Below are 16,756 nucleotides of genomic sequence, written 5' to 3'. Positions count from 1 at the left end.
GCGGGGTGGAGCAGCCCGGTAGCTCGTCAGGCTCATAACCTGAAGGTCACAGGTTCAAATCCTGTCCCCGCAACCAATCTTACGAAAACAGCCCTCGTCGGTAGCCCGACGTCGGCTGTTTTCGTTTGCGGCATAGACGGTGAGGTCTCCGACCTTGCGACCGCTGCGGATTCGGCTTCGTTCCATCTTCACCCGCCGGGCAAATTGTCGCGCCGCTTTCGGCGACGCTTGGCCGCTAGCTAAGCATCCGGCCGTCCGGCGCGAGCCTGACGGTGCGGCCGTCGCGGGCGGCGGCATAGATCGCCTCGATCAGCCGGAGGTCGCGCAGACCCATCTCGCCGGGCGTACGGATCGCGGTACCGTCGCGGATCGCCGATGCGAAATGGTCCAGCTGCGCGCTGAACTGTACCTGAGGGTCGCCGGGCGTCAGCGTGCGATCCTGCGCCCCCTTCAGTCGCATCGTCTGGCCCGAGTAGCTCGTCGCCGGATCCATGGTGAGCACGCCCGCCGTGCCGCGCACCTCGGCGAAGTTGACGCTGGCCGAGTCATAGGAGGTTGCCAGTTGAGCGACCGCGCCTGAGGGGAAGCGCCACTGCGAGGCGACATGGGCGTAGATCTCCGCGAAGCGCGGGTCGCCGGCAGGGCGGAATGCGGTTGCCGCAATGCGCTCGGGCATCTCACCGGTGAGATAGAGCGCAGATTGGAGGCCGTAGATGCCATAATCCTCGAGCGGCCCGCCGCCTGCCAGGGCGCGGCTGGTGCGCCAATTGCTGGCGGGATCGCCCGGCCCCATGCGATAGGATTGTTCGGTACGGACCAGCCGTATTTCGCCCACCGCGCGCTCCTTCATCAGCTTCATCGCCTCGAGATTGTACGGCTCGAAGTGCGAACGATAGGCGACCATCAGCTTGCGACCGGCGCGGCGACCGGCAGCGATCATGCGCTCGCAGTCCGCGCTCGACAGTGCCATCGGCTTCTCGCAGAGCACGTGCTTACCGGCGGCGAAGGCGCGGATGACCCATTCGGCATGCAATCCCGTCGGCAGCGCCACATATACGGCATCCACCCGCCGGTCGGCGCCAATCCGCGCGAACTCCTCGTAGCTGTAGCGCGCATCGGGCGCGACACCGTAGGCGTCGCCGACACGCCTCAGCTTCTCGGGATTACCGGAGACGATGGCGGCCACATGCGCACGGTCGGTCGACGCGAACCGCGGCATCATCTGGTTGAGCGCGTAGCTGCCGAGTCCAACTATAGCGAAGCCAACACTGTCCGGCCGTCGATCGCGTCGGCCAGAGGAGGTCAGCGGCGCTCCCTCCGGCAGCTTCTGACCCGTCGCCTGAGGCGGAGGGCTGGTCTGGGCAAGCGCGTGCTCCGTGACCGTGCCCGCTAGGAGCGAGGCGGTCAGACCTTTGCCGCCGATTTTCATGACGGCGCGACGGTCCAGGGCGGTGCCGGTCATCATCAATCTCCTGTGACGGCGGTTCGGGGCGTCCGGGATGATGCATCCGACCCGGCGCAAGCGCCAGACGTTACTGCCTGTGCGATGACGATGCCGCGTCGGCCTAGGGCGTTCCTGCTAGGAAAGGCCAATTCGACGGACTCGGTGCGGCTTGCATCGTCGCGCCGCGTGCCGACATCGCGGGCATGAAGATTGCCCTCCCGTGCCTGCTGCTTCTCGCGGCCTGCGACAGCGCGCCCAGCGTAGCGAACGCTTTTGCTCAGCCGTCAGTCGCGGCGCGAACGACCGGGGTCGACGCCGCGACCATGCGCGCGGCCGCCGAGACCGCGGGCCGCCTGCCGCGCCTTCGTTCGCTGCTGGTGCTGCGCGACGGCGAGACGATGGCCGCGCACGTCCTCCACAACGGTCCGTCGCTGGACCGCCCGGTTAACATCAAATCGGCGTCCAAGTCCGTGATGTCGGCGCTGATCGGCATCGCCATCGCGCGCGGCGTTCTCACCGGCATCGATCAGCCGGTCTTGCCGCTGCTGCGCGCCGAGGCGCCGCCCGAGCCCGATCCGCGGCTCGCCCGCGTGACCGTGGGCAACCTGCTCTCGATGCAGGCGGGGCTCGAGAGGACTTCGGGCGAGAACTACGGTCGCTGGGTCTCGAGCGGAAATTGGGTGCGCTATGCCCTGTCGCGTCCCTTCGTCGCCGATCCCGGCACCGACATGCTGTACTCTACCGGCTCGACTCACCTGCTCTCAGCGGCGCTTACGCGGGCGACGGGCCGCAGCACGCTGGCGAACGCCCGTGCCTGGCTTGGCGAGCCGCTCGGCATCACGATCCCGCCCTGGCCGGCGGACCCGCAGGGCGTGTACTTTGGCGGGAACGAGATGCGCTTGTCCCCGCGGGCGCTCGCCCGTTTCGGCGAGCTGTACCGCCGCGGCGGCGAGATCGACGGCCGCCGCATCGTGTCGGCGGAATGGATCGAGCAGAGCTGGACGCCGCGCACCGTGTCCCCCTGGAGCGGGCAGGCCTACGGTTTCGGCTGGTTCCTTACCGACATGCGCGGGCATCCTGTGCGGTTCGCCTGGGGCTATGGCGGGCAGATGGTCTATGTCGTTCCCGATCTACGCCTGACCATCGTGATGACCTCGGATCCCGACGGGACCCGTGACACGCGCCACATCGACTCGCTCCATCGGCTGGTCGCCGACGGCATCGTCCCCGCCGCCGAACGCGGCGGCTAGGCAGACGACGGACTTTCACGGGCGAAGCGGACCGCTTATCCGCGAGCGAGTGACGAAGAACCCTTACTATTCAGGCCCGTCGAGCGATCACTTCGACGGCGTCCGCTTCTTCAACCCTGGTCAGGCGACCACCGATCGCGGGTTGCGGGACATGCTGCGGTGGAAACTTGGCGGGTCGGCGCAGCCATGGCCGACCGTCGTGCCGGTTACCCAGATCGTTCCGGACACGTGTGTCCAGGGAATGCGCGTCACCATGGTGGGACATGCTTCGCTGCTGATCCAGGCGGCCCGGATCAACCTCCTGACCGATCCCGTTTGGTCGGACCGTGCCAGTCCTTTCGCATGGGTGGGGCCGAAGCGCGTGACCAGGCCCGGGATCGCCTTTGAGGATCTCCCGCCGATTGACGCGGTGCTGATCAGCCACTGCCACTATGACCATCTGGACGTGACGACGCTGCGCCGGCTCCACGCGGCGTATGCGCCGGTGATGGTGATGCCGCTCGGCAACGACGCGATCGTGCGCGGCGCGATCCCGAACGCCCGCTGTGTCACGGGTGATTGGTGGGACAGCTTGGCGCTGGGCGGTGGCGTGACCACGACGCTCACACCGGCCTACCATTGGGCCAATCGCTGGCCGTCGGACGTTCGCATGGCGCTGTGGGCGGGCCACTACCTGACGACACCCGCCGGCACGATCTGGTTCACCGGCGACACCGGCTTCGGGGACGGCAAGATCTTCGGCGACATCGGCGCGCGTCTGCCGGAACCCGATGTCGCGCTCATCCCGATCGGCGCCTATGAGCCGCGCTGGTTCATGGCGGCGCAGCACGTCGATCCGGACGGCGCCGTCCGCATCTTCCTTGACGTTCGCGCGAAGCAGGCGCTCGGCATTCACTGGGGTACGTTTCGGCTGACCGACGAGGCACGCGAGGCGCCCCGGCTCGCGCTCGCCAACGCGCTGTCGACCGCCGGTATACCGCCTCGGCGTTTCGTCGCGGCCGAGCCCGGAGAAGTGTACGATATCGCGGACGTCAACGATCGCTGAAGCGAGATGTACGACGTGGCGCGGGGGTTGCCCCACGCGATGCTGCCGGCCGAGAAGCGGCCCGGCACTAGAACCATCGCGTGAAAACCACCATGCCCATCATCCTCTCCTCACAACGGCGGATCGTCTACCGGCAGGCCCTGCGCAACGGTGGGCACTCAGCGGCAGGCGGGTAGATCATGTCGAACGAGGGTTTTTGGATCACCGATCGTGCGTGTCGCTCTTCTCGCTCAACGGGCGACCGCCCGCGTCGTCCTCGGTTGCGAGTTGGTCGAGCGGCAATGAGTGCCCTGCGGGCGTAGGACCGGTGAGCTGCGGATCAAGGTCGCCACGGGTCACCGCAGCCTCGAAGGCGTGGAGGAGGGCAGGAACCTGCTCTCGCTGCCAGAAGGTGACAGACTGACCGTTGATCACCAGCGGCTGGCCGTCTGGCCGGGTGGGCGAGAAGGCCACCCGCCCGTTGTCGTCGAGGGCAAGCCAATGTCCGCCGGCCTGCGCGGACTGCTTCATGTCAAAGGCGGTGCGCGCCTGGCGAAGTTTTTCCAGCAGCGCGGACCTCGCCGACTCTGGATCAATCGTGGTGGCGCCCACCATGGTGTCGACGACGGACTTGAGAGACATGGCCTACCCTCGTGCGTTGATGCCAGCTGGTAAGGGAAGGCTCGATCCAGGAGAAGGTTGCATCGGTTCGCACACAACCGATCGGGCGCGGAACACGAGCGATCAGTTGACGGGCGACGACCCCATCCCATCAAGCCGTTTGCCGAGGCGCTGGCGCGCATGCTCATAGGCGTGACGTTGCTTTTCGAAGACGTCGCCGGCGATCCGCCCTCCCACAGCTTCGCCGACCGGGGGCAACCCAACGCTATCATGTTCGGTCAGGCGTGCGCTTTCGTGACGAGCTTTCAGCGGCGCAAGTGACAAATTGCCGGCTCACGCGGCGCTGCGCGAGTGGAGCTTTGGGCCGCTTTTCCTAGCCCTGCTGATGGCCCGGCAGGTGGAACCGATCGCATCGCACGCTGCGCGCAGCGGGATCCAGGCGGTTTGCGGCGGGACTGTCGCAAATCACCAGCAGATCGCCCTTGCCGTCGGGATCGTTCAACAACACCAGCCCTTCGGGATGGTCGTCGCCACGACCAAAGGGCAGATCGATGATCCGTTCCGGCCGGTGCCGCCGCACCACGGTATCGTCCCGGGGCGGATCGCCGAGCCAGTTGGTCCAGCGATAAATGGCGCATGGTCCATCAAGCCCGGTCGTCGGCCCTGCAAGGATCAAGAGATCCGCGCCAGCGCGCTTCAGGTCGCGAATACCCAATCCGTCCAGTTCGAGTAGCCGCTTGTAGAGCGGGCCGGCGACGGTCAGGCGGCCCGAACGCTTGGCGGTGATTTCCACCTCCAGCAGCACCGCGTGAGTTTGGATCACCGGCCCGCGCATGCCGATCGCTACCCTAGTTCCAGCAACCGCGATCCCTTCCAGATCGACCCCGCCCTCTTTGGCAGCAAGCCGAGTGAACGGCTTGAGGAGAGGACTAGCCTTCATCATTTGCGCCAGGCGGTTGCCGTGCTTGGTCTGGCGCACCATGCCTGCCCGGCGCTGCCCGTCGAGCCGCACTGGCCGCATCGTGTCAGCTGTGTCCGGGTCCGCGGCCAGCGGCACACGCGCGAGCAGGCAGCGAGGGCGCGTGTCCTTCAGGCTCGCGAAGGCGGAAAGGTCGATCCGATCGTCGCCTGATTTGCCGATCTTCGGCCGCGTTCTCGCGTGCGAGCCAAGCACCCAGAGCCAGCCATCATCTTCGGTCAACCCTTCGATGTCGGCCTCTCCGGACGCATCGAGATCCAAGATGGCGTCAAGCGGAAAGCGCTTATGGCCTGCCCATGCTGCCGAGCCGCGGATCAACCGCTCGAGACAGACACCCTCGTCGCTTCCAAGAAACAACGTGTTCCCGTGCCGTGCGGCGGCCGACAGGTCGAGCGTCGGATCGTCTGCTCCGCCGCAATCGGCATCCAGCACCAGAAGTTCCTCCCCCGCGGGCACGGTCGTGGGAGGCCAAGGCGAGCGCAGGAAAGGAGATACCGGCATCAATGGCTTTCAAAAAGGGTTGCGGCGAGCGCATCTCCCTTATGGCCTAAAACTGTCCTTCGGACGAGATGAACCGACGTCCGCTTGCGGGTCTCGGCCGTGAACAGGCTGGGCCTTCCGTTGTGGGCGTTCATCTCAGGTCAGCACCGTGTCTAATGAGTCGCACGACGAACGGTCCTGAAACCGCTAACGACGCGCGCTCATCAGCGCCAACTTGTCGAAGCCGCAGCCGAACGCTTGACGTCGATGATGTGGTTCGGGAGGCTCGTGAACCGATGGTGCCGCCATCGGTTGAAAGCGAATGGTGGGTCTGCTCGATGTTGGCGCTAGTCCGCGCGGCGCCGCGTCGGACGGCATGCGGCAGTTTGTCGATCGATGCGATCTGGCCGGCCGGATCGTAGTGCTATCGCACTTCGATGCCGACGGCTTGTCCGCAGCCGCAATCCTGATCCGCGCGCTGACGTCCGCGGGACGGGCCGCCACGCCTTTGATCATCGGAAAAACGGAAACGATCTGGGATGAGAGCGTCGGCTTGAGAATAGGGTCCCTCAAGCCCGTCGGCCTCATCGTGGCAGACCTGGGTACGGCGGCGGAGCCTGTTGCGTCGGACCTGCCGACGCTCGTCATCGACCATCACAAGCCTACCGGCCTGCCCGAGGGTGCCGTCACGTTGAGCGGTCATGGCCTCGTGCCGGAGCCCACGAGTGCGTTGATCGCCTGGTGGGCAGCTCATGCGCTCGGCGACGTCGCGGACCTACAGTGGTTGGCCGCTCTCGGTCTGATCGGTGACATGGCGGACGAGCACGCTTTTCCGGAATTGGCGGAGGCGCAGGCGCGGTGGGGCAAGACCGCGCTGCGGGACGCGACGTCGCTCGTGAACGCGCCCCGGCGCACGGCGGCGGCCGACCCCTCTCCGGCGCTGAAGCTCCTGTTGGAAGCTGACGGTCCGAAGGCGATCACGAAGGGCGGTTCACCAGAAGCGCGCCGGTTGGTCGAGGCGAAGGCAGAGGTACGAGCCGCGGTCGAGGAGGGCAGGCGGTCGGCGCCTCAGGTTCGTGGCGAGGTGGCACTCATCTCGCTGAACTCGCCGTGCCAGATCCATCCGTTGATTGCTCAGCAGTGGCGAGCACGGTTCAGGGACAAGGTCGTGATAGCGGCCAATCACGGCTACCGGCCGGGTTGGGTGCACTTCGCGGTGCGTTCAACAAGTGGACGCGATCTCCTGGCATTTCTGGCACAACATCGGCCAAGCGGCGCGGGGTCCCGGTACGGCAACGGCCATCTCCAGGCCACCGGCGGCGCTCTTCCAGCCGAGGTGTGGAGCGACTTTGCGGCGGCTCTGGGTTTCTGATTTCGATGGTTTCTTGCCCTGTCCGGTCGAGCAGCCGCGAGGGCGCACCTCGTTGCTCCGGCACAGTCGGGCGCAAACCGCTGCGCGATCGTCGATTCCGGCAGCAGTGTCGCCTTGCGTCATCGAGCGGATCGCGGGTGCCGTCGCGTAGTCAGGAGAGCTGATATGAAGGGCGGGTGCTTCTGTGGTGTCGTTCGCTACGCGCTTTTAAGCAACCCGTATGACACTGGCTGGTGTCATTGCCGCATCTGCCAGCGGACGTCTGGCGCTCCCGCTGTGGTTTTCACCACGGTGCCCGTAAATAGTTTCGTCTTAGAGCAGGGCAGCGCTTCGCTCCGCCGTGTCGCAACGACCTCCTTCGGGCACCGTCAGTTCTGCGGCGAATGCGGTACTCTCCTGACCATCCAGGTCGATTTTCAGGCCGAAGAGATCGATATCGCCGCCGCAACGCTCGATGAACCGGGCGTTGTGACGCCAGGCTTTCACATCTTTTTCGCGGATCATATCAGCTGGAACGAGCCCGGCGACACGCTGCCCCGTTTCGATGGCTGGCGGCCGGACACTCGCGGGCTGCCTCATCCCTAGCCGAAGGTCTTGTCCGATCCTCCGAGCAAGCGACGTGCCGCGCGATCCGCCTGCGCGCCTTCCAAGAACCACGCGGCGGTACAGGTGCTCGGCGGCTCGGCAAGGTCGATCGGCGATGGGCTTCTGCTCGTGATCGGCCTTGCACTGGAGGTCGCCCGAAGTGACTGACTGGCGTTTCCTAGGTGACCATGTCGCGTCGCACGATCGATGTTCAGGTGACGCCGTTGATCTCCGACAGCTTGGCGGCGAGGTCGGCCTGCCGGAACGGCTTCGTCAGCCGCGGCAGGTCGGGCGCGATGCCCTCTACCTCGGCATAGCCCGACACCACCAGCACGGGCGCCTTGGCATGATGCTCCCGCACTCGGCGGGCGAGCTCGGTGCCTGTCATGCCCGGCATGAGGTGATCGGTCACCAAAATGTCAAAGCGCTGTCCGTCCTCGAGCAGGCGAAGCGCCTCCTCAGCCGAGCCAACCTCGACGACTGAATAGCCGAGGTCCGCCAGCATGTCGGCGGTCGAGACGCGCACCAAATCCTCGTCGTCGACGAGCAGCGCGGTGCCAGCGGCCGCCGGCCCCTCGATCGTCTTCTCCTCCTGCCCGAACTGCACCGCGACCCCGGCGCTTGCCGGCAGCCACAATTCGATGCAGGTCCCGAGCCCCGGCTTGCTCGTGATGTCGAGCGCGCCGCCGAGCTGGGCGGCCAAACCGTGCACCATCGAGAGCCCCAGGCCGGTACCCTTGCCGACACCCTTGGTGCTGAAGAACGGCTCGACCGCGCGGCGCAGCGTGTCGGCGTCCATGCCGGTGCCGGTGTCGGCCACAGACAGGCGCACGTAGCGACCGGGCGGCACCTCCGCGCGTTGGCTGGTCCCGACCACGGCTGCCTTGGCCGCAATCGTCAGCGTGCCTCCGTCGGGCATGGCGTCGCGGGCGTTCACGGCGAGGTTCAGAATCGCCATCTCGAGCTGGTGCGGGTCGGCCATCGCCGCCGGTAGGTCGGGTGCGGTGTCGACCAGCAGCTTCACCTGCGGACCCGACGTGCTAGCGATCAGGTTGGCCATGCCGGCGATGAGCTTGCCGAGGTCGACCGCCATCGGCTGCAACGGCTGACGCCGTGCAAATGCCAAGAGGCGCTGCACCAGCGTCTTGGCACGCTCCGCCGACTGAAGCGCGCCGTCAACCAACCGGCGCTCGCGCTCGCCTCCAATGCCCTTGCGGTGAAGAAGGTCGAGCGAGCCAATGATCGGTGTGAGCAGGTTGTTGAAGTCGTGCGCGACCCCGCCTGTCAGCTGGCCCATCGCCTCCATCTTCTGACTCTGCCTGAGCGCCTCCTGCGCCTCCTTGAGGGTGTTCTGCTCGCGTAGCCGGTCGGTCACGTCCGACACGAACTGGTAGGCACCAACCGCTCGGCCCACGCTGTCGCGAAGCGTGCGGAACCGCATTTCGTAGTAGCGCCGGTGCAGCGACGGATCGCCGAACTCATCGACCGCGACAAACTCTTCCCCGCCGAGCGCGCGCGACCACACCGCCTCGATCGCGCGCCTGGCGTCGGGTCGATTTTCGAGCATCGCAAGCATGTTGTCGCCAGCTTTCGGGCGGCGCACGCCGAAGATGCGTGCGAACTCCTGGGCCGCAGCCCGGTTGATCGCGAGCCAGTTATATTCGCGATCCACCACCTGAACGAAGATGTCGGTTCCGTCGATGACGTCGGCGAGCACCCGGTGTTCAGCCAGCGCGTCAGCCACACGCGCCTCAAGTGTGGCGTTCATCTCACGAAGTCGTGCCTCGGCAAGCTTGCGATCGTGTATGTCGACCGAGGCCCCGAACCAGCGCACGATTTCGCCCGTTCGCGGGTCCCGGAAGGGCTCGCCGCGCACGAGGAACCAGCGATGATGGCCCGCCTTCGATCGAATGCGGTGTTCGACGAGGAACGTCGTCCCGGTTCGTCGCGCCTCCTCGAAGGCGGCCATCGTAGCCTCGGCATCCTCCGGGTGGACGTGGTTCGCCGCCACAGCGGTGGCGGTGGTCGGCTCATAAGGAATGCCGGTGTAGTCGCTCCATTGCTTGTTGAAGAACTCCGTCCGGCCCTCCGCGTCGGTGATCCACACGATCTGCGGCACGGCATCTGCCGTGAGCCGGAAGCGCGCCTCGCTCTCGCGCAGCGATGCAACGGTGCCAACGCGCTCGACGTGCGCCCAGGAGCGCTCCGTGACCTCCCGGAGCAGAGAGAGCTCCGCCTCCGTCCAGACCCGAGGCGTGCGGTCGTGGATCGCCATGAGCGCGGTCAGGCGGCCGTTCTTGACGAGCGGCATGCAGATGGTCGCCGCGATCCCGATGTTCTGAAAGGTCGCTGCCTCGTCGGGCGCGATCTCGCGCAGGTTGTCGTTGAGGATAAGCGGCAGGCCGGCAGACAGGTTCTCGACCGCGAGCTTGCCGAAATCGGCGAGGCTGTAGTGGCCGACGATGCTCCTGGAGCCCGGTGCTGCCCAGTCGCCGCGGATGGAAAAACCGTTCTGGTCCTCGTCCATGTCGGCGTAGGCGCAAACGGAGAGGTTGAGGTGCTCGCCGAGCAGACGCGTGGTGGTCGCCAGCACCGCGTCGGCGTCGTCCAACGGCGCCGTTGCGGCGCCAAGGCGGTCGAGGAAGGCAAGGCGCGCCTCACTCGCGCGCAACGCCGCCTCGGTTGCGCGATGCGCGCGTTCGGCCAGCACCTGCGCCGTGGTCTCGGTGCAGGCGCAGTAGAGGCCGCCGACAGAGCCGTCTTCGTCCCGCACCGGTGCGTAGAAGAACGCGAAGTGTGTCTCCTCCGGGTAGCCGTTGCGCTCCATGATGAGCTCTATGTCGTCCATGTGGACCGGCTCACCTGCATAGGCTTGGCTCACGATCGGCAGAAGGTCAGCGCGGATCTCGTGCCACACCTCCAGGAAGTCGCGCCCGAGCGCAGCCGGGTGCTTGTTGCCCAGGATCTCGGCATAGCCTGCGTTGTAGAGGAGCGAGCGCCCTTCACCCCATGCGACGAACATCGGCTGACTTGCGCCGAGCATCACGCCCACCAGCGTTTTGAGCGGCTGGGGCCATGACGAGGGAACACCAAGTGGCGTAGCCGCCCAGTCGGTCGCGCGCATGCGCGCACCCATCTCGGCTCCGCCGATCAAGAACTCGGGAGTGCCCGACTGAGCAGAGCCGTCACGCGAAGACATAAAGGCAGGTCATCTTCTCGTCAGCGCGCGGGGTTCCCGCGCCGCAGGTCCATATCCTAAACCTCGGCATATGGTGTAGAAGGCGCCTTGAAAAGGCACCGGAATTAGTCCGCTACGCACGCCCGGCTTAGCTTGAGAGCCGAGAACGCCGAACCGCCGCCCTTGCATCGCTGGGCGAGAAGAACTGCGGCTCGGCTCACTTTGGCTCGGCGTAGGTGCCGACGAGGTCGCCCGTCGCGAGCACGTGCCCTGCCGCGGCGGTGAGCAGCTGATCCCGCGTCGCTCCAAGCGGCAGTTCCAGCTGGCGGTCGAGCGCGAGCACCTGGAAGTGATAATGATGCGGCTTGTCGCCTCTGGGCGGGCGCGGGCCGTACCAGCCGACGGTACCGCGCCCGCTCGCGCCCTGCATGATGCCCTCGAGTGGTCCGCCGCTGAGGCGATCGCGCTCCTGCAGACCATCGGGCAGGCGGGTGGTGCCCGCGGGGACGTTCCAGGCGATCCAGTGAACGACCGGCTTGGCCGAGCCGTCCGGGTCCTCGACGACGACCGCGTAAGAGGCGGCGCCGGGAACCGCTGACCAGTTCAGTGCCGGCGAGATGCCGAGGCCATATTCGCTATGCTGGCGCGGGATCGCCCCGTTCGCACCAAAGGCGGTGGCGCCGACGGTCAGTCGTGCCGAACCGCTTGCCCGCATCTCTGAACGCGTGAGGGCGAGCGGGACGTTAGTGCCACGGGCTGCCTGCTCCAGCATCGGGCCGGCGGGAGGGGCGAGCGGCGCGGCTTGCCCGGTCGCGCCGTCGTAGGTGATGCGGTAGATCACGCCATTGGCGTCGTCCGAAAGCAGCATCGACCCGTCGCGCATCACGCTACGCCGCACGGGCGGCCGTATTGGCCCGTGCCGTCCCGGGTCTTGAACCCGCTGACGAAGGTTTCGACGCGGGCCGCCTGGCCGCTCGCGTCGAAGCGGATGCGTGCCAGCTCGTAGCCTGAGGCAGGCTTGCGGTTCCAGCTGCCGCGCAGCGCCACGAAGGCGTCGCCGGCGACGCCCGGCCCGAAGCCGCCGCCCGGATGGAAGGCCATCTGCATGCCCGCCGAGTGCGCGACGTGCATCAGCACCGGATTGGCCGATGCCGCGGCCCATTGCGCGGCGGTGAGCCCACCGGGCGGCTCGTCCTGCGGGTTCCGCTTGCCGTCTTCGAACACGTAGGGCCAGCCATAGCGCTTACCGCGTTCGATCTTGTTGACCTCCTCGCGCTGAAGGTAATTGCCGAGCCAGTCGATACCCTGATCCCAGCCCCACAGCTCGCCGGTCCGGGGGTGCCAGCCGAAGCCGATCGTATTGCGCAGCCCCGATGCCCACACCCGCCGCGTCTTGCCGTCAAGGCTCGCGCGGATCAGCGTCGCATTCTCCTGGCTGGACTCGTCGCAGGCATTACAGGTCGAGCCTGCACTGATGTACAGCATGTTGTCGGGGCCAACCGCCAGTGTGCGGTTCAGGTGCTGGCCCGCGTCGGGCAGATCGTCGATCAGCGTCTCGACGGTGCCGATGCCGCCATCGGACCGAAGCGGCGCGCGGAACACCTCCTTGGCGGTCATGAAGTAGAGCATGCCGTCGTGTATCGTCAGCCCGTGCAGCCCGGGACGGTTGACGATGACAGTCGGTGGACCATCCGCCCGTCCATCCCGATCGGCGTCCTCCAGGCGGACGATGTCCGCTTCCGAGCGCCGGCTCACGTACACCGAGCCGTCCAGCGCCGCGGCCATGACGCGCGTATTGCCCAGGCCGCTCGCCCAGGTGGCAATATGGTAGCCGCGCGGCAGCTTCAGCGAGGCAGCGAAGCCGGCGTCCGGCTTGAGCGGCGTCAGCTCGTAGAAGTGCGCCTGCACCGGCCGCTTGTCGCTGTCCTCCGGGCTACTCTGCGCGACGGCGGGCGCGGCGACGAGGAGGAGCGCGGAAGCGAGCGGTGCAACGTTCATGTCATGTCATCCCCTTGTTTCGGGACTCTAATGCGCGAGTGGCATCAACGGGCGCACGGGGCGAGGTCGGACACTATGATGATTGAGCGCCTGTTCTCGGTCCAAATGTCGCTGTTTGACCGCTCGAGGACTTGGGTCGCGCTTGAACTCACTTCTGTAAATGACCAGAGCCGTCTCTTAGCAACCAGAAGCGGGTATATCGCTGTAGTCGCGGTAGGATGATCCATTGCAATATCGCGGTGAGCAGCAAGGAGGAGGGCAAAAGTTGCAGCGGCAGCGATGCTTCCCGCAACGCCGTACGGACAATCAGGCTGATGACGAGCAGCACGGGGAACACCGCCAACCATGTCGTCACGAACCGCTTCCACTTACTGGCACTCGCATCGCTCGGCAAATCGAACCTGACACCGTCGCCGGCCTGGATCTGGCCGAGCGACGTGGAGAAACGGTCCGCGATGGCGGCATGCGCGCGTACATCCGGATCGTCATTCCATGCCTCAGCAGCGTCCCGATCGTCGAACCGAAAGAGCAGATGCTGAAAGCCCGTGGTCTGACCAAGCCGGATTGACGCGCGATATCCCGGCGCCGATCGAACAAGCCGATCCAGCTCCCCCACCCATTCTTCGAACTCCTGCTCGTGTCCGGCCCGGATGGCGCGGCTGGTGATGATCGTAGCGGTTTGGTCGGGGTCGACTGGCATGAGGGCACGAACATGCGAGGCCGACCTTACGTTGCCCGACGCCGCACGCACATTCCTCCGCTTTCCCCGTTTGGCCAGGGCAGGCCGCCGAATCCGACCTCAGACCGCCCCTTGTCACGGCACCGTTAACCAGCAACAGTCGCACCCGTGGCCAGCGTCGACATTGAGGGGCTAGCGAAGCGCTTCGGCGCCAGCGACGTGCTCCGACCCACCGATCTCCACATCGCCGACGGCGAGTTCGTGGTGATTGTCAGCCCGTCGGGCTGCGGCAAGTCGACGCTGCTCCGCCTCATCGCCGGGCTGGAAGAGCCGAGCGCCGGCCGCGTTTTTATTGGCGGGCGCGACGTCACCGATGCCGCACCGGCTGATCGTGAGCTGGCAATGGTCTTTCAGTCCTACGCGCTCTATCCGCACCTTATCCAGAACGAGGACCGCTCCTTCCTGCGCCCCCAGAACCGGCTCTACACGGTATCGAACCCCGCCTACGCGGGCCAGGCTCGGGGACATATCAGCAGGTACTGACGGGCGATCTGCGTTACCCCGGCGGCTCGCCCGCGGGCGTGATTGACATCGGCGGCACGCTCTACAACGGCGACGGCTCGCTCTACGACCCCGGTACCGACGCGGGGGGCGGCTTCGCCAGCGGCGGCAGCGCCACCTCGGTCGCGGGCTATGTCGGCGACCTGCTGCCCAAGACCGAGCGCCACGCGGTCAACCTGCTGACGCACTACGATTTCTCGGACGCGTTCCAGCTCAGCCTGGAGGGCAAGTTCGTCCAGTCGACCGCCACGACCTTCGGCGGCTTCACCGGCAATTACACCGGCGACTTCACGCTCGATCACCCCTACCTGCCGATCAACCTGCGCGACGCCGCGCTGGCCAACGCGCAGCGCGTGATCTCGTCCAACCGCAACAACACTGATTACCCGTCTGGGCGAGAGCGACCGCCGGCGCACCTGGCGCGGGGTGATCGCGGCGACCGGCGCGGTGAGCGACCATGCGCGCTACGACGTGTCCTATACGTACGGCCAGACCGACGTGCGGATCACCAAGATCAACGACCGCTGGGAGGACCGTTACTACGCCGCGCTCGACGTAGTGACCGATCTCGCGACCGGCCGCGCGACCTGTCGCTCCAACCTCAACCTCGCCGCGGTGCAAGTGCCGACAGTCAGCTTCACGCCGGGGCCGAACAGCGGCTATCTTCGGATCAAAACTTTCGGGGTCAACGTCACCGATCCGGCGGCGCTGGCCTGGGCCACCAACAACAATGTCAGCAGCGCGCGTGTCACCCAGTCGGTCGCAAGCGCGGCGCTCACGGGCGACTTCGGCGCTTTGTTCGCGCTGCCGGGCGGGCCGGTGAAGTTCTCGCTCCGCGGCGAGTATCGCTGCGAGACCAGCCGCTTCGATCCCAACAGCTTCCTCACCGGCGAGCAATGGTACCAATATGACGAGGGCAACAAGTTCGACCCCAGCTTCGTGATCTCGCCCGCGCGCGGCGCCTTCGATGTGTGGGAGGTGCTCGGCGAGGTCGACGTGCCGCTGCTGCGCGACCAACCCTTCTTCAAAACGCTGTCGGTCGGCGGCGCGGGGCGCTACTCCGACTATTCCACGATCGGCAGCACCAAGGCCTATCAGTTCAACGGCGTCTGGGCGCCGGTGCGCCACATCAGCTTCCGCGGCAGCTACAGCCAGGCGGTGCGCGCGCCCAACATCGGCGAGCTGTTCGCGCGGGTCGGGCCGGCGACCAACTTCTTCGCCGACCCGTGCTACGTCGAGAACCGCAACGCCGGGACGTCGAGCCGTGCGGCCAATTGCGCGACCTTGATCAGCGGGCTCGGCGCCGATCCGGCGGCCTTCACCGCGACGAACAACCCCGACGCCGCGGTGCTGATCAATGGCTCGCGCAGCGGCAACCCGGGGCTGAAGGAGGGGCCGCGCGCACCTGGACCGCAGGCACGGTGCTGCGCCCGCGCTTCCTGCCGGGGCTGACGATCTCGGCCGACTGGTATGACATCCGCCTGAACGACGCGATCAGCATCGCCGATGCCAATACGATCGCCAATCTCTGCGTCGACCAGCCGACGCTCGACAACGTTTATTGCGCCGCGATCCGGCGCCGGCAGGGCACCGGCTATATCAACGGCTATACGGTGCAGCCGCAGAACGTGGCGCGCTACGCCACCGCCGGACTCGACCTTAATATCAGCTACGTGCTGCGTACCGCCTCGGCGGGGACGTTCGATATTCGCTTCGTCGGCGGCTATCTCAACAAGCTCGAGCAGATCGCGACGCCCGGCGCGCAGGTCGAGGATCAGGTCGACCAGTTCAACCGCCCCAAGTATAATTTCGTCTTCTCGCCGACCTGGTCGCTGGGCGCGGTGACGCTGAGCTACAATCTGCGCTGGTTCGATGCGACGCGGCGCTTTCCCAAGCTGACCAGCGACAACAACCCCGACTATGCGCCCGCATCGCTGCTGCGCTACAAGGAGCTGTGGCAGCACGATGTGCAGGTGCAGGCGGCGCCGGACGAGGGCGTCGGTTTCTACGTCGGCGTCAACAATCTGGCGAACCAACGGCCATCGGTCGACTCGGTCGATCAGCCGATCTCGTCGCTGGGACGGTATCTATACGCCGGCGCGAAGGTGCGGTTCGGGGCGTAGCCCATCCTCGCTTCCTCGCTTTCGCGCCGACGTTGTTGGTCTTGACCGGCGGCTTGCCCGGCCGGTTCGCGTAGGAGCCGGCGTTCCAGTCTGTTTAGCACGAAGGCTGGACAGAGCGGACTGCTCGACATGAGCGAATAATCGTGCTGGCGAGGACCGGCTGTTCGGCGGCCTCGGCCGCTCCCGTTGCTGGTGCGCCGCCGCCGCGCGCACAGTGCCCAGCGCGCCCGTCGCGGCGCCCCGATGCGGGCGCGACCACCGCGATTACGTCCTCCGAGCGACCTCCGCGAGCGCGGCGGCGAGCGCGTCGACGTCGGACGCCCGGGTGAAGAGCGCGGGCGTGACCCGGACGCAGGCGCCCCCCGCGGGGCCGTCGCGATGGACGGTGAAGATGCGGTGACGATCGAGCAGTCTGGCCGCCACCGCCCTGTTGCCCTGCGTGTCGACAACGCCGCGCAGCCG

General features: G+C 66.6%; 15 protein-coding genes and 1 pseudogene. 8 read left to right on the top strand and 8 right to left on the bottom strand.

What is annotated here, in order from left to right; translation table 11 throughout:
- Window positions 1-235: 235 nt before the first annotated feature.
- On the bottom strand, window positions 236-1,462 hold the full coding sequence (locus ACMGDM_RS20565; RefSeq protein ID WP_436806010.1) for a Gfo/Idh/MocA family protein: 1,227 nt from the start codon (window positions 1,460-1,462) through the stop codon (window positions 236-238).
- Between the two features lie 185 nt (window positions 1,463-1,647).
- Here ACMGDM_RS20565 and ACMGDM_RS20560 point away from each other — a divergent pair, with 185 nt between their 5' ends.
- Entirely contained in the window at window positions 1,648-2,694 is a 1,047-nt protein-coding gene (locus ACMGDM_RS20560) for a serine hydrolase domain-containing protein (protein WP_436806009.1), read from the top strand.
- Between the two features lie 49 nt (window positions 2,695-2,743).
- Entirely contained in the window at window positions 2,744-3,739 is a 996-nt protein-coding gene (locus tag ACMGDM_RS20555) for an MBL fold metallo-hydrolase (RefSeq protein ID WP_436806008.1), read from the top strand.
- 201 nt (window positions 3,740-3,940) lie between these two features.
- On the opposite strand, the gene ACMGDM_RS20550 is transcribed toward ACMGDM_RS20555, so the two are convergent.
- A complete protein-coding gene (locus tag ACMGDM_RS20550; RefSeq protein WP_436806007.1) occupies window positions 3,941-4,360 on the bottom strand; it encodes a hypothetical protein in 420 nt (139 codons plus the stop codon).
- Between the two features lie 57 nt (window positions 4,361-4,417).
- Here ACMGDM_RS20550 and ACMGDM_RS20545 point away from each other — a divergent pair, with 57 nt between their 5' ends.
- On the top strand, window positions 4,418-4,660 hold the full coding sequence (locus ACMGDM_RS20545) for a hypothetical protein (protein ID WP_436806006.1): 243 nt from the start codon (window positions 4,418-4,420) through the stop codon (window positions 4,658-4,660).
- A 52-nt stretch (window positions 4,661-4,712) separates the two neighbouring features.
- Here ACMGDM_RS20545 and ACMGDM_RS20540 read toward each other — a convergent pair whose 3' ends face one another.
- A complete protein-coding gene (locus tag ACMGDM_RS20540; RefSeq protein ID WP_436806005.1) occupies window positions 4,713-5,750 on the bottom strand; it encodes a DUF3616 domain-containing protein in 1,038 nt (345 codons plus the stop codon).
- A 370-nt stretch (window positions 5,751-6,120) separates the two neighbouring features.
- Between ACMGDM_RS20540 and ACMGDM_RS20535 the strand changes: the two genes are divergently transcribed.
- Both ACMGDM_RS20535 and ACMGDM_RS20530 read left to right on the top strand, forming a co-directional pair.
- Window positions 6,121-7,170 (top strand): single-stranded-DNA-specific exonuclease RecJ, encoded by a 1,050-nt coding sequence (locus tag ACMGDM_RS20535; RefSeq protein ID WP_436806004.1) that lies wholly within the window; start codon window positions 6,121-6,123, stop codon window positions 7,168-7,170.
- A 165-nt stretch (window positions 7,171-7,335) separates the two neighbouring features.
- Window positions 7,336-7,755, top strand: coding sequence for a GFA family protein (locus tag ACMGDM_RS20530; RefSeq protein ID WP_436806003.1), 420 nt, complete (start codon window positions 7,336-7,338; stop codon window positions 7,753-7,755).
- A gap of 211 nt (window positions 7,756-7,966) precedes the next feature.
- On the opposite strand, the gene ACMGDM_RS20525 is transcribed toward ACMGDM_RS20530, so the two are convergent.
- The 4 genes from ACMGDM_RS20525 to ACMGDM_RS20510 form a co-directional block, all read right to left on the bottom strand.
- Complete coding sequence (locus tag ACMGDM_RS20525) at window positions 7,967-10,879, bottom strand: PAS domain-containing protein (protein ID WP_436806002.1); 2,913 nt, start codon at window positions 10,877-10,879, stop codon at window positions 7,967-7,969.
- Between the two features lie 271 nt (window positions 10,880-11,150).
- On the bottom strand, window positions 11,151-11,816 hold the full coding sequence (locus tag ACMGDM_RS20520; protein WP_436806001.1) for a YbhB/YbcL family Raf kinase inhibitor-like protein: 666 nt from the start codon (window positions 11,814-11,816) through the stop codon (window positions 11,151-11,153).
- Window positions 11,816-12,841 carry a PQQ-dependent sugar dehydrogenase gene (locus ACMGDM_RS20515; RefSeq protein ID WP_436806000.1) on the bottom strand — a complete coding sequence of 342 codons (1,026 nt, stop codon included), beginning with the start codon at window positions 12,839-12,841 and terminating at the stop codon, window positions 11,816-11,818. The genes ACMGDM_RS20520 and ACMGDM_RS20515 overlap by 1 nt, the downstream gene beginning before the upstream one ends.
- A 238-nt stretch (window positions 12,842-13,079) precedes the next feature.
- Window positions 13,080-13,631: an antibiotic biosynthesis monooxygenase gene (locus ACMGDM_RS20510; protein WP_436805999.1), complete on the bottom strand. Its 552-nt coding sequence runs from the start codon at window positions 13,629-13,631 to the stop codon at window positions 13,080-13,082.
- A gap of 147 nt (window positions 13,632-13,778) precedes the next feature.
- Here ACMGDM_RS20510 and ACMGDM_RS20505 point away from each other — a divergent pair, with 147 nt between their 5' ends.
- The 3 genes from ACMGDM_RS20505 to ACMGDM_RS20495 all read left to right on the top strand — a co-directional run bounded on the left by ACMGDM_RS20505 (window position 13,779) and on the right by ACMGDM_RS20495 (window position 16,294).
- Window positions 13,779-14,153 carry an ATP-binding cassette domain-containing protein gene (locus ACMGDM_RS20505; protein WP_436805998.1) on the top strand — a complete coding sequence of 125 codons (375 nt, stop codon included), beginning with the start codon at window positions 13,779-13,781 and terminating at the stop codon, window positions 14,151-14,153.
- A 444-nt stretch (window positions 14,154-14,597) separates the two neighbouring features.
- Entirely contained in the window at window positions 14,598-15,623 is a 1,026-nt protein-coding gene (locus tag ACMGDM_RS20500) for a TonB-dependent receptor domain-containing protein (RefSeq protein ID WP_436805997.1), read from the top strand.
- Complete coding sequence (locus ACMGDM_RS20495) at window positions 15,593-16,294, top strand: porin family protein (protein WP_436805996.1); 702 nt, start codon at window positions 15,593-15,595, stop codon at window positions 16,292-16,294. The genes ACMGDM_RS20500 and ACMGDM_RS20495 overlap by 31 nt, the downstream gene beginning before the upstream one ends.
- Window positions 16,295-16,558: 264 nt before the next feature.
- Here ACMGDM_RS20495 and ACMGDM_RS20490 read toward each other — a convergent pair.
- Window positions 16,559-16,756 (bottom strand): annotated as a pseudogene (locus ACMGDM_RS20490) (aminotransferase class V-fold PLP-dependent enzyme); the annotation flags it as partial.

Source organism: Sphingomonas larreae (assembly GCF_051400595.1).
In the GTDB taxonomy this organism is placed as follows: Bacteria; Pseudomonadota; Alphaproteobacteria; order Sphingomonadales; family Sphingomonadaceae; genus Sphingomonas.
This window is presented reverse-complemented; position numbering and strand designations above follow the sequence as displayed.

Coding starts and splice junctions, on each gene's coding strand:
- ACMGDM_RS20565 (WP_436806010.1), bottom strand. CDS start 1,462: ATGACCGGCACCGCCCTGGACCGTCGCGCCGTCATGAAAATCGGCGGC.
- ACMGDM_RS20560 (WP_436806009.1), top strand. CDS start 1,648: ATGAAGATTGCCCTCCCGTGCCTGCTGCTTCTCGCGGCCTGCGACAGC.
- ACMGDM_RS20550 (WP_436806007.1), bottom strand. CDS start 4,360: ATGTCTCTCAAGTCCGTCGTCGACACCATGGTGGGCGCCACCACGATT.
- ACMGDM_RS20535 (WP_436806004.1), top strand. CDS start 6,121: ATGGTGGGTCTGCTCGATGTTGGCGCTAGTCCGCGCGGCGCCGCGTCG.
- ACMGDM_RS20530 (WP_436806003.1), top strand. CDS start 7,336: ATGAAGGGCGGGTGCTTCTGTGGTGTCGTTCGCTACGCGCTTTTAAGC.
- ACMGDM_RS20525 (WP_436806002.1), bottom strand. CDS start 10,879: ATGCGCGCGACCGACTGGGCGGCTACGCCACTTGGTGTTCCCTCGTCA.
- ACMGDM_RS20520 (WP_436806001.1), bottom strand. CDS start 11,816: ATGCGCGACGGGTCGATGCTGCTTTCGGACGACGCCAATGGCGTGATC.
- ACMGDM_RS20510 (WP_436805999.1), bottom strand. CDS start 13,631: ATGCCAGTCGACCCCGACCAAACCGCTACGATCATCACCAGCCGCGCC.